This is a genomic window from Rathayibacter sp. AY1D9 (assembly GCF_002932395.1).
In the GTDB taxonomy this organism is placed as follows: Bacteria; Actinomycetota; Actinomycetes; order Actinomycetales; family Microbacteriaceae; genus Rathayibacter.
The window spans coordinates 1-23,334 of record NZ_PSVQ01000029.1; the positions used below are offsets into that span (position 1 = coordinate 1).

The following is a 23,334-nucleotide window of genomic DNA, read 5'->3' on the forward strand; positions in this document are numbered from 1 at the left end:
CCTACAGCCCGCTCCCGGACATCGTGCCGCTGCTGCAGCACCGGACCGACCTGCGCGTCCTCGTCGTCGAGACCTCGCGGGACGGCGGCGAGCTCGGCCTGCGTGCGCCGCCAGATCTCCTCCGCGTGGTGGTGGAACCGGTCGTGCCGCCAGCCGCCGGCCTGCGCCTTGTGGAGGGTGTCGGGGTGGCGTCGGCGTCCGGCGCAGTGGTGCCGGAGTCGGCGCCCGGTGTGGAGTCCTGAACTCGGATCGACCCGCCCTCCTGGGCGATGCGGACCACGAACGGCTCGGCCTCGGGATCGCCGAAGGTCTGCGTCCACAGCTGACGGCCGTCGGCGGTGCGGACCTCGCGGGGCGCGTCGATCGCGCCTCCGTCGGCGTCCAGCACGAGGAGCTCGGTGTCCTCCGTGGTCGCCTCGAGGCGGACCGCCGTTCCCGCCATCGTGGCGACGGACACGTGCCCGTAGCCGATCCACAGGTCCAGCGGCTCGCCGGAGGTCTCGTAGCCGGGTGCGACCGTGACGCGCAGGTCGCTCGCCGCGAGCGTCGCGTAGCGGCCGGGAGCGGCGCTCGAGAAGCCGTAGGTGCCGAGCACGGGGAGCAGCTCGCGGTCGGTCGGCAGCACGGCGGCGCAGGCGGCCGTGACCAGCGCGACCGTCGCGAGGGCGACCAGCGCGATCGCGCGCCTCCGGAACAGGCCGGCGAGCACGATCACCACGGCGAGCACGAGCGCGGCCGAGGCGGCTCCGACGACGAGGGCCGTCGGCCCGGAGGCGGTGAGCGAGACCAGTGCGCCGGTCAGTGCGGCGGCGCCCAGGGCGAGCAGCGTGAGGCTCGCCCGCAGCCGGGGGTTCGCGGCGCGTCGGAGGCGCTGGCGCTCCAGGCGCGCGGCGGTGACGGCGGCGGCGGCGACTCGCGCCTCCTCCGCCCGGGCGCGGGCCGTCTCGCGGGCCGACGCGCTCTGCTGGGCGCGGAACGCCTCCCGCTCGGCCCGCCAGGCCTCCTGGCGCTCGCGCCACTCGGCGACGGCCTCGGGGGACGAGGGGCGCTCGTCCTGCAGGCCGGGGTCGGGTGCGGGGTAGGCCGGAGCGGAGGGCGCGGGGTAGGGGAGCGTCGCGGAGGGGTGTGCGGACGGGGATGCCGGGGCCGGGTGGGCGGCCGCGTCGTCCGACCGCCGGCTCCGCCGCACGATCCAGACCACGAAGGCCACGATCAGCCCGAGCACCACGAGCGACCACAGCGTCCGCCCGGTCGCGGGTGCCCAGGGCATCGCCCCGGTGTACGCGCCGCCGAGCGACCAGAAGCCCTGCGCCACCGGCAGCATCGAGGCGAGCACGAGGACGCCGATCCCGGCGTGCACCCGGTCGAGCGAGCCGCGGAGCAGCCGCTCCACCGGCAGGGCGCCGTCCTGGTCGGGCAGCAGCAGCCAGGCCGCGGCGTAGAGGAGGAGCGCGGGCCCGCCCAGCACCGCGACGACGAGCACGATCCCGCGCACGATCAGCGGGTCGATGCCGAGCCGGTCGGCGATCCCCGCGCAGACGCCGCCGATCCAGCCGGGGCGGCGAGGCAGGTCGAGGCCGCGCAGCCAGAGCACGAAGCGGTTCTCGGGCGCAGGGGGCGGATCGGCGGGGCCGGAGGCTCCCGGGTCGGGGCTCTCGGGGCCGGTGCTGGCCGGGCCGGCCGCTCCGGGATCCGTCCCGATCGGCGTCGTCGCTGTGCTCGCCGCATCCGTGCCGTCCGGCTCCGCGGAGCCCGGCGGGGTCGTGCTCTGTCCTGTCATGCTGCGAGTCTCCCGTGCGCCCCACGGCCCGGACCATCGGGGGAACCCCTGATCCGACCCCGAGAGCACCCCCGATCGTGCGGCCGACCTGTTTGGATGCAGGGGTGAGCACAGTCCCCGGCACCGCCGTCCGCCCCCCGCTGCAGCGGCCGCGGACGATGCTGCTCGGCGGAGTGTGCACCGCGGTCGCCGACCACCTCGGCTGGAGCGTGCGGAGGACCCGCCTCCTGGCCGTCCTCACGACCGCGCTCGGCGGGGGCGGCGCGCTCCTCTACCTCTGGCTCTGGGCGCTGGTGCCCCTCGCGCCGCTCGACTCGCGCGACGCGGATCCGGCCGTCCGCCGCTCCGCTCCCGTGGCCGGCCTGCTGACCCTCGCCGCCGCCGTCGCGGCGCTCGCCGTGCTGATCACCGTCGACAGCGGCGACGACGCCGACATCACCCGCGCGCTCGTCGCCGTCGGCCTGCTCGCGGGAGGAGCCGTCGGCTGGAGCCTCGGGCTCGACCGCGGCGACGCCGTCCGCCCCGCCCGGTACGGCTCCGCGGTGCGCCTCGCCTCCTGCGCGCTGCTGGTGCTCGCCGGAGCGGCCGTGCTCACCGGCCGCCCGAGCGCCCTCAACGCGGTGCTCGCCGTGGGTGTGCTGCTGATCGCCGCCGGCGTGCTGGCCGCGCCCCGGGTGGTGACCCTCTGGTCCGAGCTGATGGGCGAGCGGGCCGCCCGCGTGCGCGAGGAGCAGCGGGCAGAGATCGCCGCGCACCTGCACGACTCCGTGCTGCAGACCCTCGCGCTCATCCAGAACCGCGCCGGAGCCTCGAGCGAGGTCGCCCGCATCGCCCGCGCCCAGGAGCGGGAGCTGCGCGACTGGCTGTTCGAGCGCGACGTCCCGGTCGCCAACGACCTGGCCGCCGAGGTCCGGGCGATCGCCGCCGCCGTCGAGCTCGACTACCCCGTGCACCTCGAGGTGGTGGCCGTCGGAGCGTCCGTCCCCGGCGCCGCCGCGCTCCTCGCCGCGACCCGCGAGGCCGTGCTCAACGCGGCCCGGCACGCGGGCGGCGACGTCTCGGTGTACCTCGAGTCCTCCGTGCAGGGCGTCGACGTGTTCGTGCGCGACCGCGGCCCCGGCGTCGTCCTCGACGAGGTGCCCGGCGACCGCCTCGGCATCCGCGAGTCGATCATCGGCCGGATGGCGCGCGCGGGCGGCAGCGCGACCGTGCGCCCCGGAGTCGGCGGCACAGGCACCGAGGTGCATCTGCGGCTCCCCGCGGAGGTCGAGCGGTGACCCGCGTGCTGCTGGTCGACGACCACTCCATCTTCCGCTCCGGCCTGCGGGCCGACCTCGCCCCCGAGCTCGAGGTCGTCGGGGAGGCGGCCGACGTCGACTCCGCCGTCGGCCTGGTCGCCTCGCTCGCGCCCGAGGTGGTGCTGCTCGACGTGCACCTGCCGGGCGGTGCGGGCGGAGGCGGGGCCGAGGTGCTGCGGCGCAGCGCCGGGTCGTCGTCGCGCTTCCTGGCGCTGAGCGTCTCGGACGCCGCGGAGGACGTGGTCGGCGTGATCCGCGCCGGCGCCCGCGGCTACATCACCAAGGCCAGCTCCGGAGCCGAGGTGAGCCGGGCCGTGCTCGCGGTGGCGGGCGGGGACGCCGTGTTCTCGCCGCGCCTGGCCGGCTTCGTGCTCGACGCCTTCGGGGCGCTGGCGGGCGAGCAGGCGGAGTCGGTGGACGAGCTCGACCGGCTCTCGGCTCGCGAGCGCGAGGTGATGCGCCTGATCGCCCGCGGCTACGCCTACAAGGAGGCGGCGGCCGAGCTCTTCATCTCGGTCAAGACGGTCGAGTCCCACGTCTCCGCCGTCCTCCGCAAGCTGCAGCTCTCCTCCCGCTACGAGCTCACCGCCTGGGCCTCCGCCCGCCGCCTGCTCTGAGGCGCGCGCGAGCAGTCAACCCCGTCCCTCCTCCCGCTCCTGCCGTCCGACACTGTCGGGACACGACAGGAAAGGACGACCCGATGGTGACCACCACCCCCGCTCTCCCGACCCTGGCCGAGCTCCTCCGCGACTCCCGGCCCGTGTCGCAGCTCTACGTCGACCTCGCGATCGACTCCGGGGATCCGCCGGACATCTCGCTCGAGCGCGCCACGTCCCTCGGAGACGAGCTCGCCCGCCAGGGTGCGCCCCAGGCCGACATCCGGGCCCTCACCGCTCTGCTCGAGGGGGCCGGGCGCCCCCAGGGCGGCTGCTGCCTCTTCGCGGTCGCCGTGGACGGGAGGGTCGTGCTGAACGAGGTGCTGCCGGGTCGGCCGGTCGCGCCCGAGGGCGTCTCCTACAGCCCGCTCCCGGACATCGTGCCGCTGCTGCAGCACCGGACCGACCTGCGCGTCCTCGTCGTCGAGACCTCGCGGGACGGCGGCGAGATCCGCCTGCACCGCCTGGGCGCGCAGCGTCCCGAGGCCGAGCAGGCCGTGCAGGGCCGCACCGACACCCTCCACAAGGCGCAGGCCGGCGGCTGGCGGCACGACCGGTTCCACCACCACGCGGAGGAGATCTGGCGGCGCACGCAGGCCGAGCTCGCCGCCGCGGTGGACGAGCTCGTGCGCGTGCACCGGCCGTGCCTGCTGGTCGTCGCGGGGGACATCCACGCCCGGCAGCTGCTCGCGCAGCAGCTCTCGCCGAGCAGCGCCGCGATCCTGGCCGTCGAGCCCGTGAACACGCGGGCCGCCGGCAGCGAGGAGGGGGCGCTGGAGCGGTTCGTCGACGAGCAGCTCGACCGGATCCTGCTGCGCGAGAAGGAGGACGTGCTCGACGCCCTGCGCACCGGGGAGCCGCGCCGCACCGTCGAGTACTCGCTCGGCGCGATCGTCACCGCGCTGGCCTCAGCACAGGTCGAGACGCTGGTGCTCGACCCCGGCCGGCTGCGCGAGCGCGCTCTGCTGGCGCTCGCGGCGGAGCCGTGGGTCGCGTCGGCCCCGGAGGAGGCGCTGGGCGCCGAGGTGATCGACTCCGTCGACGCCGCCCTCGCGCTGGCCCGCGCCGCCGTGCTCACGGACGCGCGCGTGCTCGTCACCGACTCCCGCACCGCTCCGGAGGGGGCCGACGTGGTGACGCTGCCGCACGACGCCGACGCCGCGGCGATCCTCCGCTGGCGCACCGGCCCGCCGGTCCCGGGGGCCTGAGCGGCGGGTCCCCGAGCGCGACAGGGCCCGGGCCCCGATCCTGTGATCGGTCCCGGGCCCTGTCCGGCCTCACGCCTGCGGGTCGTCCTCGCCCTCGGCGGCCGCGCGGCGGCGCGCTCCGAGTCCGAGCGCGGTGGCGCCCGCGGCCAGGAGTGCGGTGGCGCCCGCGATCAGGCCGACGCTCTCGACTCCGGTCGAGGCCAGCCCGCCGCCCGAGCCGCCGACGGGCAGCGGGGTTGGCGTGCCGGTCGGCGCGGTCGTGGGCACCGGGGACGGAGCCGCGGTGGGCGCCGCGGTCGGCCCGGCGGTCGGCGCCGTGGTGGGAGTCGCCGTGGGCGCGGTGGTCGGCGGGGTCGTCGGTGCCGTGGTCGGCCCGGCGGTCGGCGTCGGAGTCGGCGCCACCACCTGCGACGCCGGCAGGATCTGCACGATGGTCGGACGCGGTGCCGCCACCGCTCCCGCAGCCGTGGATCCGTAGTCCGGGAAGAACGAGGTCGGCGCCTCGAAGGTGCCCTCCTCGCCCGGGTGCTGCACCGCCACGAACACGTGCTGGTCGAGGTCGTGGACGATCGGTCCGCAGGTCTCGGCGTCGCGGGGCACCGAGAGGAACTGCTCCACCCTGCCGCGCGTCGCGCCCTCGAGCGCGACCTTGAAGAGCCCGTCGTTGTAGCCGATGCCGCTCGGGGCGCCGTCGGTCGAGATCCAGAGGTTCCCGACCGAGTCGAAGGCCAGGTTGTCCGGGCACGAGATCGGCGAGACCTGGTCCGCCGGGAAGCCGGAGAAGTAGACGACGTCGCCCTGCGCCTGGTCGCCGCAGAGCATCAGCAGGTTCCAGGTGAAGGTGCGGCCGGTCTGGTCGCCGCCGTCCTCGATGATCTCGACGATGTGGCCGTCGCGGTTCTCGGTGCGCGGGTTGACCTCGGTCGCGCCCTCCTTGCCGCCCTCGGTGCCGCGGGCGGAGTTGTTGGTGCAGGCCACGTAGATCCGGCCGCTGACCAGGCTGGGCTGCACGTCCTCGCAGCGGTCCATCTTGGTCGCGCCCGCGGCGTCCGCCGCCTGGCGGGTGTGGACGAGCACCTCGGCGACGCTCATCCCGGCGATCGTCGAGGCGCCGTTCAGCACCAAGGGCAGCCACTCGCCGATCCCGTCGAAGCCGCCGTCCGAGGGGACCGCCCCGGTGCCGGTGATCTCGGCCACGGGGGAGTCGCCGGTGAAGCGGGCGACGTAGAGGTCGCCCTCCTCCAGCAGGGTCTTGTTGTGGGCGCGGTCGCCCTCGATGTAGCGCTTCGTCGAGACGAACTTGTAGAGGTAGTCGAAGCGCTCGTCGTCCCCCTGGTACGCGACCACGCGGCCGTCCGGGGCGATGATGACGTTCGCGCCCTCGTGCTTGAGCCGGCCGAGCGCCGTGTGCTTCTTCGGCGTGGAGTCGGGGTCGAAGGGGTCGAACTCCACGATCCAGCCGAAGCGGTTCGGCTCGTTCTCGTAGCCCGGGGTGCGGGCGTCGAAGCGGGGGTCGTCGAGCTCCCAGAGGCGCGAGGTCTCGGAGTCGGCGAGGCCGTAGCGCTTCTCGGCGTCGCTCGTGCCGACGGCGCGGAAGTAGCCGTTGAAGTTCTCCTCGCCCGAGAGGATCGTGCCCCACGGCGTCGTGCCCCCGGAGCAGTTGCCGAGCGTGCCGAGCACGGTGCGGCCCTCGGGGTCGGCGACCGTCTTCAGCAGGTCGGTGCCGGCGGCGGCGCCGGTCACCTCGTAGGGGGTGTCGAGCAGGTAGCGGCGGTTGCGCTCGCCCCCGCGGACGTAGGCCCACGGGCGGTCGACCGCGGTGCGGACCAGCTCGACGACGCTGAGGCCGTGGGCGGCGCGGCCGACGGCGCGCACGCGCTCCGGCTCCGCCTCGAGCTGCGCGGCCGGGAACATGATGCTCTCGTTCGTGTACTCGTGGTTCACGACGAGCAGGGCGCGGAGGCGCTTCGAGCCCGGGATCTCGACGATGTCGGTGTAGTCGTTGTTGTAGCCGAACTGCGCGGCCTGGGCGGCCTCCGTCTGGTCGGCGATGTCGAAGGCGGGGCTGTCGGCGAAGAGCGGGTCGCCCCAGCGGATGATCGGCTGCCAGGCGAAGCCCTCGGGGACGGTGAACCGGTCGACCGTGTACGGCACCGGAGCGATCGGAGTGAAGGCGAGCGGCGAGCCGTCGGCCGAGGTCGCCACGGCCGCCTCGGCGGCGGGCGCTCCTCCGGCGGAGGCGACGGCGACGGTGACCGCGCCGGCCAGGCCGAGGCCGAGGGCGCTGCGGCGGGAGAGCTGCGACGAGACGATGTCGCGGAAGTAGCTGTTGTGCGACGTGTTGCAGGTCGCGGTGGAGCAGGCGTTGGCGCACTTCAGCGCGCAGGTGACGGGGCTGCGCTTGCCGCGCACGTGGCCGGCCATCGGGAGGAGGAGCGGGCGGCGGGCGGTGTCTGACATGGAGGTCCTTCGATCACGAGCAGGAGACGCGATCGAGGCAAGCAGGGGGAGGGGGCGCCGATGCCGCCGGGTGGAGGCTCCTCCCTGAACGGATTGTGAACGTTCTCACAAGAAGGTGAGGCTCACCTTCCCTCCCGGCGGCCCTCCGAGCGCGCCTCCAGGACCGCCCCGACGTTCCCCGCGATCCACTCGACGACCGGCAGCAGCCGATCCGCCAGCTCCGCTCCCAGCGGCGTCAGCCGGTACTCGACGTGCGGCGGGACGACCGGCCGCGCCTCGCGGTGCACGAAGCCGTCCTCCTCCAGGATCCGCAGCGTCTGGGCGAGCATCTTCTCGCTGATCCCGCCGATCCGGCGCCGCAGAGCGCCCCAGCGCAGCGTGCCCGGAGCGAGCGCCGCGAGCACCAGGACGCCCCACTTGCTGGTGACGTGGCCGAAGACCTCGCGGCTCGGGCAGTCGGCGGAGTAGACGTCCCCGGCGAGCAGGGGGGAGTCGGCGATCGTCATGGGTGCTCCTCGGGACAGGGGTGATGACAGTACTAACGAAATAGTGGGTACTGCATTCCGGGAAGCAGGAGGAGGATGCGCCGGTTGCACCCTCCTGGCGGCGGACCCCGCCCGCCCCACCCGTCAGGAAGGACCCCTCATGACCCTCGTCGTCACCGGAGCCACCGGCCACCTCGGCCGTCTCGCCGTCGAGCACCTGCTCGCCCGCGGCACCGCCGCCTCCGACATCGTCGCCACCGGCCGCGACGCCGCGAAGCTCGAGGCGCTCGCCGCCGACCTCGGCGTCCGCACCGCCGTCGCGGACTTCGACGACCCCGCCTCGCTCGACGACGCCTTCTCCGGCGCCGAGGCCGTCCTCCTCGTCTCGGGCTCCGAGGTCGGCAGGCGCGTCGCGCAGCACACCGCCGCGATCGACGCCGCCGTCCGCGCCGGCGCGCGCCTGGTCTACACGAGCGCCCCGAAGGCGACCACGAGCGCGCTCATCCTCGCCCCCGAGCACAAGGCCACGGAGGAGGCGATCGCCGCCAGCGGAGTCCCCGCCGTCGTCCTCCGCAACGGCTGGTACAACGAGAACTACGAGCAGACCGTCGCCGAGCTCGCCTCCACCGGCAGCACCCTCTCGAGCGCCGGCGAGGGCCGCGTCGCCAGCGCCGCGCGCACCGACTACGCCGAGGCCGCAGCGGTCGCCCTGACCGACCCGTCCCTGGTCGGCACCGTGCACGAGCTCTCCGGCGACACCGCCTGGAGCTTCGACGAGCTGGCCGCGATCGTCGCCGAGGTCGCCGGACGCGACGCCGCGATCAGCCACGTCTCCTCCGACGAGCACGCCCGCGTCCTCACCGGCGCCGGCGTCCCCGAGGGCGGAGTCGGCTTCGTCGTCGGCCTCGACGCGAACATCGCCGACGGCCTCCTCGGCGGGACCGACGGCTCGCTCGCCCGCCTGATCGGGCGGCCGACCACGCCGATCCGCGCGTACGTCGAGGAGCAGCTCGTGCGCTGACGCTCCGGCGTCCCCGTCGGCCGGGTCCGGCTCGCAGGAGCACCCCGCTCCCGCGAGCCGGACGGTGGCGCGCCCGGCCTCCCGCGGCGCCGCGCCGGTCACTCCCTTCCGCGACTCCGCACCCGCCCTTTGCGGCTCCGCGCCCGACCCGCCGCACCTCGCGCCACGGTGTCGGCGCCCCGACGTAGGCTGTCCGCCATGACCTCGACGACGCCTCGCTCCGGTATCGACCGCTCCGAACTCGACCCCGCGACGCGCCCGCAGGACGACCTCTACCGGCACGTCAACGGGCTCTGGATCGACCGCACCGAGATCCCCGCCGACAAGGCGCGCTACGGCTCCTTCCACCTCCTCCAGGAGGAGGCGGAGAAGGCCGTGCGCGACATCATCGTCGAGGCGCAGACCGCGCAGCACGGCACCGAGGAGCGCCTGTTCGGCGACCTCTACGCCTCCTTCATGGACGAGGAGCGGGCCGAGGAGCTCGGCGCCGCCCCGATCGCCGACGACCTCGCCGCCGTGCAGCGGGTCGACTCGATCCCCGGCCTGCTCCGCGCGGTCGGCGCCTTCGAGCGCACCGGCGTCCCCGGGCTCTTCGGCCTCTTCGTCGACAACGACCCGGGCAGCCCCGAGCGCTACCTCGTCTTCGTCAACCAGGGCGGCCTCGGCCTGCCGGACGAGAGCTACTACCGCGAGGAGGAGTTCGCCTCCGTCCGCGAGGCCTACACGCCGTTCGTCGCGCGGATGCTGGCGCTGGCCGGCATCGACGCCGCCGAGGCCCGCGCCGAGCGCATCGTCGCCCTCGAGACCGACCTGGCCGCCGCGCACTGGGACAAGGTCCGCAGCCGCGACAGCCAGGCGACCTACAACCTCCGCTCCTGGTCCGAGGTCGAGGAGCTCGCCGCGGGCGTCGACCTCGGCGTCTGGCTCACCGCGATGGGCGCTCCGGAGGGGGCGCTCGCCGAGGTGGTCGTCCGCCAGCCGAGCTTCCTCCAGGGCCTCGCGGGCCTGCTCACCGAGGACCGGCTCCCGGCCTGGCGCGACTGGCTGTCCTGGCAGGTGATCCGCGGAGCCGCGGCCTACCTGTCCAGCGGCTTCGTCGACGCCAACTTCGACTTCTACGGCCGCACCCTCACCGGCACCCCGCAGAAGCGGGAGCGCTGGAAGCGCGCCGTCTCGCTCGTCGAGGGGTCGCTCGGCGAGGCGGTCGGCCGCACCTACGTCGCTCGCCACTTCCCCGAGACGGCGAAGGCCGCGATGGACGTGCTGGTCGCGAACCTCATCGAGGCGTACCGCCGCTCCATCGTCGACCTGGAGTGGATGAGCCCCGCCACCCGCGAGCGCGCGCTCGAGAAGCTCGCGAAGTTCACGCCCAAGATCGGCTACCCGGTGCGCTGGCGCGACTACTCCGCCCTCTCGATCGACCCGGCCGACCTGCTCGGCAACGCCCGCCGCGTGGCCGAGTTCGAGTTCGCCCGCGAGCTCGGCAAGATCGGCCGCCCGCTCGACCGCGACGAGTGGTTCATGACCCCGCAGACGATCAACGCGTACTACAACCCGGGCTTCAACGAGATCGTCTTCCCGGCCGCGATCCTGCAGTTCCCCTTCTTCGACGAGGCCCGCGACCCCGCCGCGAACTACGGAGCGATCGGCGCCGTCATCGGTCACGAGATCGGCCACGGCTTCGACGACCAGGGCTCGCGCTTCGACGGCGACGGCCGCCTCACCGACTGGTGGACCGAGGAGGACCGGGCCGCGTTCGAGGAGCGGACGAAGGCGCTCATCGCGCAGTACGACGCGCTCGCTCCCGCGACCACGCCCGGGCACCACGTGAACGGCGCCCTGACCATCGGCGAGAACATCGGCGACCTCGGCGGTCTCGGCATCGCCTGGAAGGCGTACCTGCTCTCGCTGGACGGCGACGAGCCGCCCGTCGTGGACGGCCTGACCGGCGCCGAGCGCTTCTTCCTCTCCTGGGCGCAGGCCTGGCAGCAGAAGTCGCGCGACGAGGAGACGATCCGCCTCCTCGCCATCGATCCGCACGCTCCGGCCGAGTTCCGCTGCAACCAGATCGTCCGGAACATCGACGAGTTCTACGCTACTTTTGACGTCTCCGAAGGCGACGCCCTCTGGCTCTCCCCGAGCGAGCGCGTCACCATCTGGTAGTCGCCGCCGACCACCTCCGCACCACGGACGAGGAGCCCCGGGCATCGAGAGCCGACCGATGCAGCGGGGTCGTCCGCCGATCGCGCGTCCTGCCGGCGCGTGAGGACTCAGGTCCCCCCTCCGCACGACCGCACTCCCGACCCGTAGAGGGGCCGTACCCGTGGTGATCCCCACCAGCGAGACCCGCCGTGAGAGCCGACGCAACCGCCGGGGGCGCCACAAGGGCGGCGGCGACCGCGAGAACTTCCAGCGCGGCTTCGACGCCCTCGGCCGTCTCGCGATCGACGGGGTCGTCGTCTCGGCGCGCGCCGTCGACCTGGCGACCGGCCGCACCCTGTTCGCGGTCGACGACTCCGTCTCGATGCCCACCGCCTCCCTCGGCACCGTCGTGCTGCTGATCGAGGTCGCCGCCCGGCTGGAGGACGAGCCGCAGGAGAACCTGCGCCTGGTCGACCGGACCGCGGCGGACGCGGTCTCGGGCTCCGGGCTCTGGCAGCACCTCCAGGTGCCGTCGATGCCGATCGCCGACCTCGCCGCCCTCGTCGGGGCCTCGAGCGACAACCTCGCGACCAACGTCCTGCTGCGTCGCGTCGGCCTCGACGCCGTGCGCGAGCGGGCGGAGGCGCTCGGCCTCTCCCGCACCGCCCTGCTCGACGTCGTGCGCGACGAGCGCGGCCCGGACGACGCGCCGCAGCTCTCGATCGGCTCCGCCCGCGAGCTGACCTGGCTGCTCGCCACGCTCGCGAACGGCGAGATCGTCGACGCCGCCGTGAGCTCGCGGGTGATCGGCTGGCTCTCGCTCGGCACCGACCTCTCGATGGTCGCCGCCTCGTTCGGGCTCGACCCGCTCGCCCACCGCCACCCCGACCACGGCGTCCTGCTCGTCAACGCGACCGGCACCGACGTCGGCGTCCGCGCCGAGGCCGGAGTCCTCCGCGGCCCGCGCGCCGGAGTCGCCTACGCGGTCGCCACCCAGTTCGACGACACGACCCTGCACTACCGCCTCGCGGTGCTGGAGGGCATGCGCACCCTCGGGGCCGACCTGCTCGAGTACGTGCACTGACGGCTGCCGGGACGGAGGCTCCACCGGAGCAGGCCGATCCCGCGGGGCCCCTCGGGTGCCCCGTCAAGTCCGTGACCGCCTCCGGGGGCGCGACCTAGGCTGCCCGCAGCGGCGCCGCCTCCCGGGCGCACCGCGGAGAGGGAACCATGAGCAGCTTCGGCTTCGACGCCCCCGAGGACGTCACCGACACCACCCGCCCCGACGGCGACTCCCTGCCGGTCCCGCCGGAGGACCCGGCCGAGATCGACGACCCCGAGTCGATCGACGAGGCGCTCGACCAGGGCGCCGACGCCCGCCTCGGCGACGACCAGGACCCGCCGGAGCACCCCTTCATCCCGTCGCCCAGCTGATCGGCCGGCCGGGCGCCCCAGCGGCGCCCGGCCTTGTCCGACCTGGCTGCTCCTCCGAGCCGACTACTCCTTCGACCCCGGCTTCAGGCGGTGCGCGAGGCGCTTGATCGGGTGGGCGGGCTCGCGCTCCGCCGGATCCTCGACCTCGAGGCCGTAGAACGTGCCGATGTCGCCGACGAACGCCTTGCGGCGGGCCTTGTCGTACGCGCGGATCTCGCGGCGGAAGGCGATCACCGTCGCGACGCACATCAGGATCATCACGACGCTGAACGGCAGGGCCGAGAGGATCGCGGCGGTCTGCAGGGCGTCGAGGCCGCCGGCGACCAGGAGCGACAGGGCGAGCAGCGCGGTCGCGACGGCGAAGAACACGCGGATGCGGTTGCGCGGCTCCGGCTCGCCGCCGGTCGCGATCATCGACATCACCAGCGCTCCGGAGTCAGCGGAGGTCACGAAGAAGACGCCGATCAGGAGGATCGCGCCGATCGTCAGCACCGAGCCCGCGGGCAGTCCCTGCAGCATCGAGAAGAGCGCCAGGTTGGTGTCGACCGAGCCGTCGGCGCCGACGAGGCCGCCGTCGCCGTAGAGCTCCCGGTAGATGGCCGTGCCGCCGAGGACGCTGAACCAGAGGAAGGTCATGATCGTCGGCACGAGCAGCACGCCGCCGACGAACTCGCGGACCGTCCGGCCCTTCGAGACGCGGGCGATGAAGATGCCGACGAACGGCGCCCACGACATCCACCAGCCCCAGTAGAACGTGGTCCACGAGGCCTGCCACTGCTCGCCCTCGCGGCCGGCGTAGGCGCTGACCGTGAAGGTCAGGCCGATGAAGTTCTGCAGGTAGTTGCCGAGCGACTGCACGAACTCGCGGAGGAGGAACTGGGTCGGGCCGGCGACGAGCACGAAGACGAGGAGCGCGGCGGCGAGCAGCAGGTTGCCGGTCGAGAGCCACTTCATGCCCTTGCCCACGCCCGAGATCAGCGAGAAGACGGTCAGGCCCGTGACCACGGCGATGACCACGATCTGCACGGTGAGCGACGACTCCACGATGCCGCTCGCCTCCAGGCCCGCCGAGATCTGGGTGACGCCCAGGCCGAGCGAGGTCGCGACTCCGAACATGGTGCCGACCAGGGCGACCACGTCGATCGCGTTGCCCCAGCCGCCGCGGACCCGGCGGCCCAGCAGCGGCTCCAGCGCCCAGCGGATCGACACCGGCCGCTTGCGGCGGTGGATCGCGTACGCGAGGGCGAGGCCGACCACCACGTAGATGGACCAGGCGTGGACGCCCCAGTGCAGGTAGGTCTGCGAGATCGCGCTCTGCGCGAGCTGCGTCTCGGTGCCGGTGACGCCCGGGCGCGGAGTGGCGAAGTGGGTGAGCGGCTCCGCGACGCCGTAGAAGACGAGGCCGATGCCCATGCCGGCGGCGAAGAGGAGCGAGATCCAGGCGAGCATCGAGAACTCGGGCTCGTCGTCGTCGGCGCCGAGCTTGATGTCGCCGAAGCGGCTCACGCCCATCCAGATGGCGAAGGCCACGAAGACCGCGGCGATCAGAACGTAGTACCAGCTGAACGTGTTGACGACGGTGGTCTGCAGCGTCGAGAACACGGAGGTCGCGGCGTCGGGCGCGAGGATCGCGAAGGCCGCGATCGACAGCGTGAGGACGGCGGCGGGCCAGAAGACCCACCGCGCGAGGCGGTGCGGAGGGGCGGTCGTGCCCGCGGTGGCGGGGGCGGTGTCCGGGGAGGACGGGTGCTCGGACATGGGGTCCTCTCGTCGGCGGCAACCGTCCACGGTACACGGGGGCCCGTCGGCGGCCCCGGCCGGGGGAGCCGGGCTGGCATGACCCGGCCCCGGTGCGGGAGGCTGGACCCGTGCAGTTCAGAGTGTTCACCGAACCCCAGCAGGGCGCGAGCTACGAGGACCTCCTCGCCGTCGCGCAGGCCGCCGAGAGCCTCGGCTACGACGGCTTCTTCCGCTCCGACCACTACCTCCGGATGGGGGACGGCGACCCCGGCGTGGGCCCGTCCGACGCGTGGACGACACTCGCCGGCCTCGCCCGCGAGACCGAGCGGATCGCGCTCGGCACCCTCGTCTCCTCCGTCACCTACCGGCCGCCGGGGATCCTCGCGATCCAGGTCGCCCAGGTCGACGCGATGTCCGGGGGCCGTGCCGAGCTCGGCCTCGGCACCGGCTGGTTCGAGGAGGAGCACGCCGCGTACGGCATCCCCTTCCCTCCGCGCCGCTTCGACCTCCTCGAGGAGCAGCTCGAGATCGTGACCGGCCTGTGGTCGACGCCGGTCGGCGAGCGCTACTCCTTCGCCGGCGAGCACTACACGCTGACCGACTCCCCGGCCCTGCCCAAGCCCGCCCGCCTGCCGCTGCCGGTCATCGTCGGCGGCGGCGGCCCCAAGCGGACCCCGGCGCTCGCGGCGCGGTTCGCGAGCGAGTTCAATCTGCCCTTCCCCGAGTTCGACGCGATCCCGGGGGCCTTCGAGCGCGTCGACGAGGCGTGCCGGGCGATCGGGCGCGAGCCCTCGTCGCTCGTGCACTCGGTCGCGCTGATCGCGGTCGGCGGAGGCGACGAGGCGGAGTTCACGCGCCGTGCCGCGGCGATCGGCCGCGAGCCCGCCGAGCTGCGCGAGCACGGAGTGGCCGGCGGCGTCGACGAGGCGGTCGACCGCCTCGAGTCCCTCCGCGAGGCCGGCTGCGAGCGCGTCTACCTGCAGTTCATGGACCTGCAGGACCTCGACCACCTCGACTTCTTCGCCCGGGAGGTCCTGCCGCGCCTGTCGGCGTAGGGCGGGCGCCGCTGCTGCCGACTCTACGTCGACCGTCCAGGAGTCGTCGCACTCGCGCTCGACTGCGACGACTCCTGGCTTCTCGCGGTCTCGTCCTCGCGGCTTCGCGCCGAGTGCGACGACTCCTGGGCACTCGCGGGCTGCGGGCAGCACGCTCCGGCCCGCGCGCCCGGGCGTCCGTCCGCGCTGCGGCCTACGCTGGAGGGATGGCGGACACGATCGAGCGCGCGGACGAGCGCCTGGCGACCCGCTCGGCGGCCGAGGTCCCGTGGATCGTGCTGGTCTGGGACGATCCGGTCAACCTGATGTCGTACGTCTCGTACGTCTTCCGCAGCTACTTCGGCTTCGGCCGGGCCGAGGCGGAGCGGCTGATGCTGCAGGTGCACACCGAGGGGCGCGCGGTCGTCGCGACCGGCAACCGCGAGGAGATGGAGCGGCACGTGGAGGCGATGCACGGCTACGGCCTGTGGGCGACGCTGCAGAAGGCCGACGCGTGAGCGCCCCGCTGCTCCCGGCCGCCGCGGAGACCGGAGAGCACCCCGCTCGCGGCATCCGAGGACTCGGCTGATGCGCGCGTTCCGCCGCGACTCCTCCGGAGCGGCCGTCGCCCGCTTCGACCGCGAGGAGGCCGGGATCCTCCGCCACCTGGCCGGCGAGATGCTCGAGCTGCTCGACCGCGGGGCGTCCTCGGAGGAGGCCCGCTCCGATCCGGCGCTCGCGCGCCTCCTGCCCGACGCCTACCGCGACGACGCCGAGGCGGCCGACGAGTTCCGCCGCTTCACCGCTCCGGACCTCGCCGCCCGCAAGATGGACGACGCCCGCGCCGTCACGGCGGCCCTCGACGCCGGCGACGGCACGAGTCACGGCCGGATCTTCGAGGGGCTGGGCGAGGTCGCGGTCCGTCTCGAGGAGCCGCAGGCGATCGCCTGGCTCCGCGCACTGACCGACATGCGGCTCGCTCTGGCCGTGCGGCTGGGGATCGACGACACCGACGACGTCGTCCCGGAGGAGGGGAGCGCGGCCGCGATCCGCAGCGTCTACGACTGGCTGGGCGGCGTGCAGGACGGACTCGTCCGCGCCGTCGACGTGTGATCCGCTCGTCCTTCCAGCGATTCCACAGCTGTGGACAACCCTGTGGAAAGGTGTGGAGAACCGGCTCCGGGAGCACCTCCGAACGGCGGAGCGCCGGGCGCGGGGGTGTGGAAACGCGTAGCGTCCACCCTGTGAACACTCCGAGCACCGCCGACGCCCAGCGCACCGCCGACGACATCCAGGACTCGCGGGCGGTGCGGACCCTCGCCCGCGGCGGCTTCGCGGCGAACGGCCTCGTCCACCTCCTGATCGGAGTGATCGCGCTCGGCGTGGCCCGCGGCGGCGGAGGCGAGGCCGACCAGAGCGGTGCTCTCGGCGCCCTCGCGGCGCAGCCCGGCGGTCTGGTGATCCTCTGGATCTGCACGGTCGGCCTCTTCGGCCTGGCGCTCTGGGGGCTGCTCGAGGCGTTCCTCGTCCGCCCGCGCGAGAGCGCCCTGAAGACCTGGGGCAGCCGGCTGAAGGAGGCGGGCAAGGCCGTCGTCTACGGCGCCCTCGGCGTGACGGCGCTGAAGTTCGCGACGGGCGGCGGGTCGAGCTCGTCCGAGTCGTCCGAGAGCGCGAGCGCGCAGGTGCTCTCGGCGCCGGGCGGAGTCGTGCTGCTCGTGATCGCGGGACTGGCCGTCCTCGCGGTCGGCGGCGTCTTCGTGTACCGCGGAGCGAGCAGGAAGTTCCTCGAGAACGTCGCGGAGCCGGGCGGTACGGCGGGCACCGTCGTCACCGTGCTCGGCGTCGCCGGCTACGTCGCCAAGGGCGTGGTCCTCGGCGCTCTCGGCGTGCTGCTGATCGTCGCCGCCGTCACCCATGATCCGGAGCAGGCGGGCGGGCTCGACGAGGCGCTGAAGTCGCTCGTGGAGCTGCCGGCAGGTGTGCTCCTCCTCGGCTTCGTCGCCGTCGGGCTCATCGCCTACGGGCTCTTCTGCTTCGCCCGCGCGCGCTGGCCGCGCCTCTGATGCCGGATAGCGGATCCGCTCCTTACATGTCACCCCCCTTCCGCGCAACTGGTCCCGCCGTCCCGGAGTCGGTGACACGCTGAGGCCTGTGAGTGCTGGAGGCGAGGACGCGACCGGAGGACGGGTGCGTCCGCCGCTGACGCAGGACGCCGCCCGTCTGCTGGCCCGCTCCGCCACGGGGGACGCCTCCGCTCTGGGAGAGCTCGTCGACCGCTTCGGCGGCCTCGTCTCGGCGTGCGTCGGCACGGTCCAGGCCGACCCGGCCGGCCGCGACCGGCTCTGCACCGACGTCTTCACCGCCGTCTGGCGCCGCTCCCGCGAGGGCGCCCGCTCGCCGGAGCCCGTGCTGTGGGTGCTCGAGGTCCTCTGCGAGACCCTCGGCACCGCGCACGAGCTCGCCCGGCGTCCGCTCGGCAGCGGCCTGCTCGCCCTCGACTGCCCGGACCGCGAGCTCCTGCTGCTGGCTGCGGCCGGCGGCTTCTCGCAGGCCGAGATCTCGGCGCTGACCGGGATCGACGAGTTCCGGCTGCGCTCGATCCTCCGGAACGCGCTCGAGACGCTCCAGGGCCGCGACAGCGATCTTCTGACGGCCTGACCGCCGGAGCCGTCGTGGGAGTAAAGTTGAGTCCGTCGAACTCAACTTTCGAGCCACGGAGGAGACCACCATCATGCAGGCCGGTCGGATGCCCCAGCAGGACGAGAAGTCCGCACTCGAGCAGTACGGCGTCAACCTGACCGCCATCGCGGCGAGCGGCAAGCTCGACCCGGTGATCGGGAGGGACGCCGAGATCCGGCGCGTCAGCCAGGTGCTCACGCGCCGCACCAAGAACAACCCCGTCCTCATCGGCGAGCCCGGCGTCGGCAAGACCGCCGTCGTCGAGGGGCTCGCCCAGCGGATCGTCGCGGGCGACGTCGCCGAGAGCCTCAAGGGCAAGCAGCTCGTCAGCCTCGACCTCTCGGCCCTGATCGCCGGAGCGAAGTACCGCGGCGAGTTCGAGGAGCGGCTGAAGGCCGTGCTCCAGGAGATCGAGGAGTCCGACGGCCGGATCATCACCTTCATCGACGAGCTGCACACGCTGATGGGCGCGGGCGGCGGCGAGGGGTCGGTGGCGGCCGCGAACATGCTCAAGCCCATGCTGGCGCGCGGCGAGCTGCGGATGATCGGCGCGACGACGCTCGACGAGTACCGCCAGTACATCGAGAAGGACGCCGCTCTCGAGCGCCGCTTCCAGCAGGTCTTCGTCGGCGAGCCGACCGTCGAGGACACCGTGGCGATCCTCCGCGGGCTGAAGGAGCGCTACGAGGCGCACCACAAGGTGGCGATCGCCGATTCCGCCCTGGTCGCCGCCGCGTCGCTCTCGAACCGCTACATCACCTCCCGCCAGCTGCCGGACAAGGCGATCGACCTGATCGACGAGGCCGCGTCGCGGCTGCGCATGGAGATCGACTCCGCTCCCGTCGAGATCGACGAGCTGCGCCGCTCCGTCGACCGGCTGAGGCTCGAGGAGCTGGCGCTGAAGAAGGAGAAGGACGAGGCCTCGAAGGCGCGGCTGGAGAAGCTGCGCGAGGACCTGGCCCGCCGCGGCGCCCAGCTCGAGGAGCTGCAGGAGCGCTGGGAGCGCGAGCGCGCCTCCCTCAACCGCGTCGGCGAGCTCAAGAACCGGCTCGACGCCCTGCGGATCGCCGCCGAGCGGGCGCAGCGCGAGGGCAAGCTCGAGCGCGCGTCGAAGCTGCTCTACGGCGACATCCCGGTGATCGAGCGCGAGCTCGCGGCCGCCGAGGCGGAGGAGGAGCCGGCCGAGGGCCGCATGGTCAACGAGCAGGTGACGGCCGACGACATCGCCGCGGTGATCGCCGCCTGGACGGGGATCCCCGTCGGGCGCCTCCTGCAGGGCGAGACCGAGAAGCTGCTGCACCTCGAGACCGAGCTGCACCGCCGACTGATCGGCCAGGACGAGGCGGTGTCGGCCGTCGCGGACGCGGTGCGCCGCACCCGCGCGGGCATCTCCGACCCCGACCGGCCGACCGGCTCCTTCCTCTTCCTCGGGCCGACCGGCGTCGGCAAGACCGAGCTGGCGAAGGCGCTCGCCGACCACCTCTTCGACGACGAGAAGGCGATGGTCCGCATCGACATGTCGGAGTACGGCGAGAAGTTCGCCGTCTCGCGGCTGGTCGGCGCCCCTCCCGGCTACATCGGCTACGAGCAGGGCGGCCAGCTCACGGAGGCGGTCCGCCGCCGCCCGTACTCGGTGGTGCTCCTCGACGAGATCGAGAAGGCGCACCCCGAGGTGTTCGACGTCCTGCTCCAGGTGCTCGACGACGGCCGGCTCACCGACGGCCAGGGGCGGACGGTCGACTTCCGCAACACGATCCTCATCCTCACCTCCAACCTGGGGTCGCAGTTCCTCGTGGACCCGGCGCTGTCGCGGCCGCAGAAGGAGGAGGCGGTCCAGCAGATGGTGCGCCAGGCCTTCAAGCCCGAGTTCGTGAACCGGCTCGACGACATCGTGATCTTCGACGCGCTCGACCGCACCGAGCTCGGCGAGATCGTGTCGCTGTACGTCGACCGGCTGTCGAGGAGGCTCTCGGAGCGACGGCTCGACCTGGCGGTGACGCCCGCGGCCCGCGGGTGGCTGGCCGAGCGCGGCTACGACCCGCAGTACGGCGCGCGGCCGCTGCGCCGGCTGATGCAGCGGGCGATCGACGACCAGCTGGCGACGGCGCTGCTCGGCGGCACGGTGCGCGACGGGGACGTGGTGCTGGTGGACGTGGCGCCGGACGGCGAGAGCCTGTCGGTGACGGCCGGGATGCCCGCGTCGGACTGACCGGGGTGCTCGGCCCCTGTCGCGAGTCCGACTTCTGCGTACTCGCAGGGGGACGGGAAGGAGCGCGCCGGCGGTGACGGGAGGTCCCTCAACAGGGCGCTCGCGGGCGGTACTCGTCCACAGTGGCGGGATCCGCGGGCGGCGCGTCCGGCGGGCTCCGTATCGTCGGCGGCATGTCCTTCGAAACGCCCGGCCCCCGCATGGCCGACCTCCCTCCCGAGGAGAGGCCGAGGGAGCGCCTCCGCGCCTACGGACCGGAGGCGCTCACCGACGCCGAGACCCTCGCCGTGCTCATCGGGGCCGGCGTCCGCGGCGCCAACGCGACCGTCGTCGCGCAGCGCCTCCTCGCGCGCTTCGGCGGCATCGACGCCGTCGCCCGGGCCGGGGTGGCCGATCTGATGCGGCACCGCGGAGTCGGTGAGGTCGCCGCCTGCCGCCTGGTCGCCTCCTTCGAGCTGCGGCGGAGGATGAACCGCGCCTCGCGCGCCGCCCGCGTCTCAGACGCCGCCGGCCTGGCCGGGCTCGTCGCTCCGCTGCTGGCCGCCCGGCCGGTCGAGACCGTGCTGGCGGTGGCGCTCGCCGAATCCGGAGCCGTCCGCGACGTCCTGACGCTGGCCGACGGAGCCCCGGCGCACGCCGAGATCCCCGTCGCCGCCGTGCTCGCCGAGGTGCTGGCGCGCGGCGCGGCGGGCATCGGCCTGGCGCACAGCCACGCGGGCGAGGCCGTGGTGCTCCCCTCCGACCGTGCGGCGACGCGGGCGATCGCCGACGGGGCAGAGGCGTGCGGCCTGCGGTTCCTCGCGCACGTCGTGATCGGGCGCGACGGCTGGGCGGAGGCGCAGCCGTGACGCGGCGCAGGGCTGCTGCGGGGCCCCTCCGTTCCGGCAGGACGCCTCCCGCCCGGCGCCGGACCGCCCCCGGCCGCGCCCCGGCTCTCCACCTGGGCCGCGTCGGCGCGCGTTCGTGCAAGCCCCCGCCTCTCCGGCGCCCGCGGCCGGTCGCGGGCGTACCGTGGACGCCGACCCCATCCCCCTCCCGACCAGGAGCACCCATGCGAGCAACACTCATCCACGGCGAGCGCGACATCCGACTCGAGGAGGTCCCCGACCCGCAGCTCTCGACGGGGCGCGACGCGATCGTCCGCGTCACCGCGGCCTGCGTCTGCGGCTCGGACCTGTGGCCCTACCGCGGCGTCACGCCCACCAAGGAGGCGCACCGCATCGGCCACGAGTTCGTCGGCGTCGTCGAGGAGATCGGCGACGACGTGCACGACGTCGCGGTCGGCGACTTCGTGATCGCTCCGTTCTACGTCTGCGACGGCACCTGCGCGAACTGCGCCAACGGCGTCTCCACCTCGTGCCTCACCGGCGGCTGGTGGGGCGCCGAGGTCCGCGAGGAGGGCTTCGCGGACGGCGCCCAGGGCGAGAAGGTGCGCGTGCCCCTCGCCGACGGCACACTCTTCCGCGTGGGCATCGATCCGGACCCGGCGCTCATCCCCAGCCTGCTCACCCTCGCCGACGTGATGGGGACCGGCCACCACGCCGCGGTCTCGGCCGGCGTCACCGCTGGCTCGACCGTCGCGGTCGTCGGCGACGGCGCGGTCGGCCTCTGCGCCGTCCTGGCGGCCAAGCGCCTCGGCGCGACCACGATCATCGCGATGTCGCGGCACGAGTCGCGGCAGAACCTCGCCCGCCGTTTCGGGGCGACCCACATCGTCGAGACCCGCGGCGACGAGGGCGTCGCGCGCGTCCGCGAGCTGACCGGCGGGATCGGCGCCGACTGCGTGCTCGAGTGCGTCGGCACCAAGGAGTCGATGCAGCAGGCCCTCGACTCCGCCCGCCCCGGCGGCATGGTCGGCTACGTCGGCGTCCCCAATGGAGGCCCCGAGCTGCCCGTCCGCCAGATGTTCGGCTCGAACGTGGGCGTCAACGGCGGAGTCGCGCCGGTCCGCGGCTACATGGCCGAGCTACTGCCCGACGTGCTCAGCGGCGCGATCGAGCCCGGTCTGGTCTTCGACCTCGAGCTGCCCCTCGAGGAGATCGCCGAGGCGTACGCCGCCATGGACGAGCGCCGCGCGATCAAGACCCTCGTGCGTCCGTAGTCCCGCGGAGGGGCGCCGGCACGGCCGTGAGGAGTAGCCTCCCGCGCATGACCGCGTCAGCCCGCACCGCCGCGACGGCGCCCCTCTTCCACCCCGACCTCGCGCTCGGCCGCTTCCTCCCGCCGATCGTCCTCGGCCCGCGACTGCGGCGCCTCGCCACGCGACGCGCCGCCGAGGGAGGGGAGGCTCCGCCCGACATCGTGGTCGACGACGTCGAGATCCCCGTCGCCGGAGCCGCTCCCGTCCGGGCCCGCAGCTATCGGCCGCGCATCCTCCGCGGTACCGCTCCCGCGCTCCTCTGGGTGCACGGCGGCGGCATGGTGCTCGGCAGCCACCTCCAGGACGAGGCGTCCTGCATCGACTTCGCCCGCACCCTGGGCATCACGGTCGTCTCCGTCGACTACCGCCTCGCGCCCGCGCATCCGGCCCCGGCTGCCGTCGAGGACGTGCTGGCCGCGTTCGACTGGCTCGTCGAGCACGCGCAGGAGCGCGGCGTCGACCCGGCGCGCATCGCCGTCGGAGGCGCGAGCGCGGGCGGCGGCATCGCCGCGGGTGCGACCCTCCTCGCCCACGACCGCGGAGGAGCGCAGCCCGCGTTCCAGCTGCTCGTCTACCCGATGCTCGACGACCGCACCGTCACCCGGCCCGGTCCTCCTCCGCGCGGAGTCCGCGTCTGGACCCCGGGCAGCAACCGCTTCGGCTGGACCGCCTACCTCGCCGGCGAGCCCGGCGGCCCCGGCGTCACGGCCTACGCCGCCCCCGCCCGCCGCGACGACCTCACGGGCCTCCCGCCGGCCTGGATCGGCGTCGGCGGCCTCGACCTCTTCCACGACGAGGACGTCCGCTACGCCGAGCGCCTGCGCGCGGCCGGAGTGCCGTGCGGGCTCGAGATCGTGGAGGGCGCCTTCCACGGCTTCGACGCCCTGTTCCGCCGGACCGGCGTGGCGAAGCGCTTCTGGGCGGCGCAGGCCGCGGCGCTCGGCGAGGCCCTCCTCGCCTGACCTCCGCGTCGACGCGCCGGGCCGATTCCGTCTCCGGCGCTCGGCACTGCGAGGCTGAGGGGCGACGGCCGCCGCCGCCCGCGCGT

At 74.2% G+C, this 23,334-nt stretch carries 19 protein-coding genes and 1 pseudogene; 16 read left to right on the plus strand and 4 right to left on the minus strand.

The window, feature by feature from the left end; all coding sequences use genetic code 11:
- Position 1: 1 nt before the first annotated feature.
- Entirely contained in the window at positions 2-1,780 is a 1,779-nt protein-coding gene (locus C5C50_RS12075) for a PspC domain-containing protein (RefSeq protein WP_104273534.1), read from the minus strand.
- A 104-nt stretch (positions 1,781-1,884) separates the two neighbouring features.
- Between C5C50_RS12075 and C5C50_RS12080 the strand changes: the two genes are divergently transcribed.
- The 3 genes from C5C50_RS12080 to C5C50_RS12090 all read left to right on the plus strand — a co-directional run bounded on the left by C5C50_RS12080 (position 1,885) and on the right by C5C50_RS12090 (position 4,942).
- A complete protein-coding gene (locus C5C50_RS12080) occupies positions 1,885-3,057 on the plus strand; it encodes a sensor histidine kinase (RefSeq protein WP_104222840.1) in 1,173 nt (390 codons plus the stop codon).
- Complete coding sequence (locus C5C50_RS12085; RefSeq protein WP_104225749.1) at positions 3,054-3,695, plus strand: response regulator transcription factor; 642 nt, start codon at positions 3,054-3,056, stop codon at positions 3,693-3,695. Before C5C50_RS12080 ends, C5C50_RS12085 begins: the two co-directional genes overlap by 4 nt.
- Positions 3,696-3,778: 83 nt before the next feature.
- Positions 3,779-4,942: a Vms1/Ankzf1 family peptidyl-tRNA hydrolase gene (locus tag C5C50_RS12090; RefSeq protein ID WP_104273535.1), complete on the plus strand. Its 1,164-nt coding sequence runs from the start codon at positions 3,779-3,781 to the stop codon at positions 4,940-4,942.
- A gap of 420 nt (positions 4,943-5,362) precedes the next feature.
- Here C5C50_RS12090 and C5C50_RS12095 read toward each other — a convergent pair.
- A pseudogene (locus tag C5C50_RS12095) lies at positions 5,363-7,402 on the minus strand (PhoX family phosphatase); the annotation flags it as partial.
- 122 nt (positions 7,403-7,524) lie between these two features.
- On the minus strand, positions 7,525-7,908 hold the full coding sequence (locus tag C5C50_RS12100; RefSeq protein ID WP_160033071.1) for a helix-turn-helix domain-containing protein: 384 nt from the start codon (positions 7,906-7,908) through the stop codon (positions 7,525-7,527).
- A gap of 139 nt (positions 7,909-8,047) precedes the next feature.
- Here C5C50_RS12100 and C5C50_RS12105 point away from each other — a divergent pair, with 139 nt between their 5' ends.
- The 4 genes from C5C50_RS12105 to C5C50_RS12120 all read left to right on the plus strand — a co-directional run bounded on the left by C5C50_RS12105 (position 8,048) and on the right by C5C50_RS12120 (position 12,484).
- Positions 8,048-8,908, plus strand: a complete 861-nt coding sequence (locus C5C50_RS12105; protein WP_104273537.1) for an NmrA family NAD(P)-binding protein — start codon at positions 8,048-8,050, stop codon at positions 8,906-8,908.
- A 198-nt stretch (positions 8,909-9,106) separates the two neighbouring features.
- The gene (locus C5C50_RS12110) at positions 9,107-11,071 is read left to right on the plus strand and encodes a M13 family metallopeptidase (RefSeq protein WP_104273538.1); all 1,965 of its coding nucleotides are present in this window, start codon (positions 9,107-9,109) and stop codon (positions 11,069-11,071) included.
- 160 nt (positions 11,072-11,231) lie between these two features.
- Entirely contained in the window at positions 11,232-12,134 is a 903-nt protein-coding gene (locus tag C5C50_RS12115) for a serine hydrolase (RefSeq protein ID WP_104273539.1), read from the plus strand.
- 146 nt (positions 12,135-12,280) lie between these two features.
- Positions 12,281-12,484: a hypothetical protein gene (locus C5C50_RS12120; protein ID WP_104222832.1), complete on the plus strand. Its 204-nt coding sequence runs from the start codon at positions 12,281-12,283 to the stop codon at positions 12,482-12,484.
- Positions 12,485-12,547: 63 nt separating this feature from the next.
- On the opposite strand, the gene C5C50_RS12125 is transcribed toward C5C50_RS12120, so the two are convergent.
- Positions 12,548-14,242 (minus strand): BCCT family transporter, encoded by a 1,695-nt coding sequence (locus C5C50_RS12125; protein ID WP_104239473.1) that lies wholly within the window; start codon positions 14,240-14,242, stop codon positions 12,548-12,550.
- Positions 14,243-14,352: 110 nt separating this feature from the next.
- Between C5C50_RS12125 and C5C50_RS12130 the strand changes: the two genes are divergently transcribed.
- The 9 genes from C5C50_RS12130 (at position 14,353) to C5C50_RS12175 (ending at position 23,248) form a co-directional block, all read left to right on the plus strand.
- Positions 14,353-15,279 (plus strand): LLM class F420-dependent oxidoreductase, encoded by a 927-nt coding sequence (locus tag C5C50_RS12130; RefSeq protein ID WP_104234367.1) that lies wholly within the window; start codon positions 14,353-14,355, stop codon positions 15,277-15,279.
- A gap of 206 nt (positions 15,280-15,485) precedes the next feature.
- Complete coding sequence (clpS, locus tag C5C50_RS12135) at positions 15,486-15,776, plus strand: ATP-dependent Clp protease adapter ClpS (RefSeq protein ID WP_104222829.1); 291 nt, start codon at positions 15,486-15,488, stop codon at positions 15,774-15,776.
- Positions 15,777-15,846: 70 nt separating this feature from the next.
- On the plus strand, positions 15,847-16,371 hold the full coding sequence (locus C5C50_RS12140) for a DUF2017 domain-containing protein (RefSeq protein ID WP_104225742.1): 525 nt from the start codon (positions 15,847-15,849) through the stop codon (positions 16,369-16,371).
- A gap of 131 nt (positions 16,372-16,502) precedes the next feature.
- Complete coding sequence (locus C5C50_RS12145) at positions 16,503-17,321, plus strand: DUF1206 domain-containing protein (RefSeq protein WP_104225741.1); 819 nt, start codon at positions 16,503-16,505, stop codon at positions 17,319-17,321.
- Between the two features lie 88 nt (positions 17,322-17,409).
- Positions 17,410-17,916, plus strand: coding sequence for an RNA polymerase sigma factor (locus tag C5C50_RS12150; protein WP_146079687.1), 507 nt, complete (start codon positions 17,410-17,412; stop codon positions 17,914-17,916).
- Positions 17,917-18,004: 88 nt separating this feature from the next.
- A complete protein-coding gene (locus tag C5C50_RS12155) occupies positions 18,005-20,146 on the plus strand; it encodes an ATP-dependent Clp protease ATP-binding subunit (RefSeq protein ID WP_374952925.1) in 2,142 nt (713 codons plus the stop codon).
- Positions 20,147-20,319: 173 nt separating this feature from the next.
- Complete coding sequence (locus tag C5C50_RS12165) at positions 20,320-20,994, plus strand: RadC family protein (RefSeq protein WP_146085515.1); 675 nt, start codon at positions 20,320-20,322, stop codon at positions 20,992-20,994.
- 203 nt (positions 20,995-21,197) lie between these two features.
- The gene (locus C5C50_RS12170) at positions 21,198-22,247 is read left to right on the plus strand and encodes a zinc-dependent alcohol dehydrogenase family protein (RefSeq protein WP_104222823.1); all 1,050 of its coding nucleotides are present in this window, start codon (positions 21,198-21,200) and stop codon (positions 22,245-22,247) included.
- Between the two features lie 47 nt (positions 22,248-22,294).
- On the plus strand, positions 22,295-23,248 hold the full coding sequence (locus C5C50_RS12175; protein WP_104262607.1) for an alpha/beta hydrolase: 954 nt from the start codon (positions 22,295-22,297) through the stop codon (positions 23,246-23,248).
- The last annotated feature ends 86 nt before the right edge of the window (positions 23,249-23,334 follow it).

Bases quoted from the DNA above. Each gene is read 5' to 3' on its own strand.
- C5C50_RS12075 (WP_104273534.1), bottom strand. From the start codon at position 1,780: ATGACAGGACAGAGCACGACCCCGCCGGGCTCCGCGGAGCCGGACGGC.
- C5C50_RS12090 (WP_104273535.1), top strand. From the start codon at position 3,779: ATGGTGACCACCACCCCCGCTCTCCCGACCCTGGCCGAGCTCCTCCGC.
- C5C50_RS12100 (WP_160033071.1), bottom strand. From the start codon at position 7,908: ATGACGATCGCCGACTCCCCCCTGCTCGCCGGGGACGTCTACTCCGCC.
- C5C50_RS12105 (WP_104273537.1), top strand. From the start codon at position 8,048: ATGACCCTCGTCGTCACCGGAGCCACCGGCCACCTCGGCCGTCTCGCC.
- C5C50_RS12110 (WP_104273538.1), top strand. From the start codon at position 9,107: ATGACCTCGACGACGCCTCGCTCCGGTATCGACCGCTCCGAACTCGAC.
- C5C50_RS12120 (WP_104222832.1), top strand. From the start codon at position 12,281: ATGAGCAGCTTCGGCTTCGACGCCCCCGAGGACGTCACCGACACCACC.
- C5C50_RS12125 (WP_104239473.1), bottom strand. From the start codon at position 14,242: ATGTCCGAGCACCCGTCCTCCCCGGACACCGCCCCCGCCACCGCGGGC.
- clpS (WP_104222829.1), top strand. From the start codon at position 15,486: ATGGCGGACACGATCGAGCGCGCGGACGAGCGCCTGGCGACCCGCTCG.
- C5C50_RS12140 (WP_104225742.1), top strand. From the start codon at position 15,847: ATGCGCGCGTTCCGCCGCGACTCCTCCGGAGCGGCCGTCGCCCGCTTC.
- C5C50_RS12155 (WP_374952925.1), top strand. From the start codon at position 18,005: ATGCCCCAGCAGGACGAGAAGTCCGCACTCGAGCAGTACGGCGTCAAC.
- C5C50_RS12165 (WP_146085515.1), top strand. From the start codon at position 20,320: ATGTCCTTCGAAACGCCCGGCCCCCGCATGGCCGACCTCCCTCCCGAG.
- C5C50_RS12170 (WP_104222823.1), top strand. From the start codon at position 21,198: ATGCGAGCAACACTCATCCACGGCGAGCGCGACATCCGACTCGAGGAG.
- C5C50_RS12175 (WP_104262607.1), top strand. From the start codon at position 22,295: ATGACCGCGTCAGCCCGCACCGCCGCGACGGCGCCCCTCTTCCACCCC.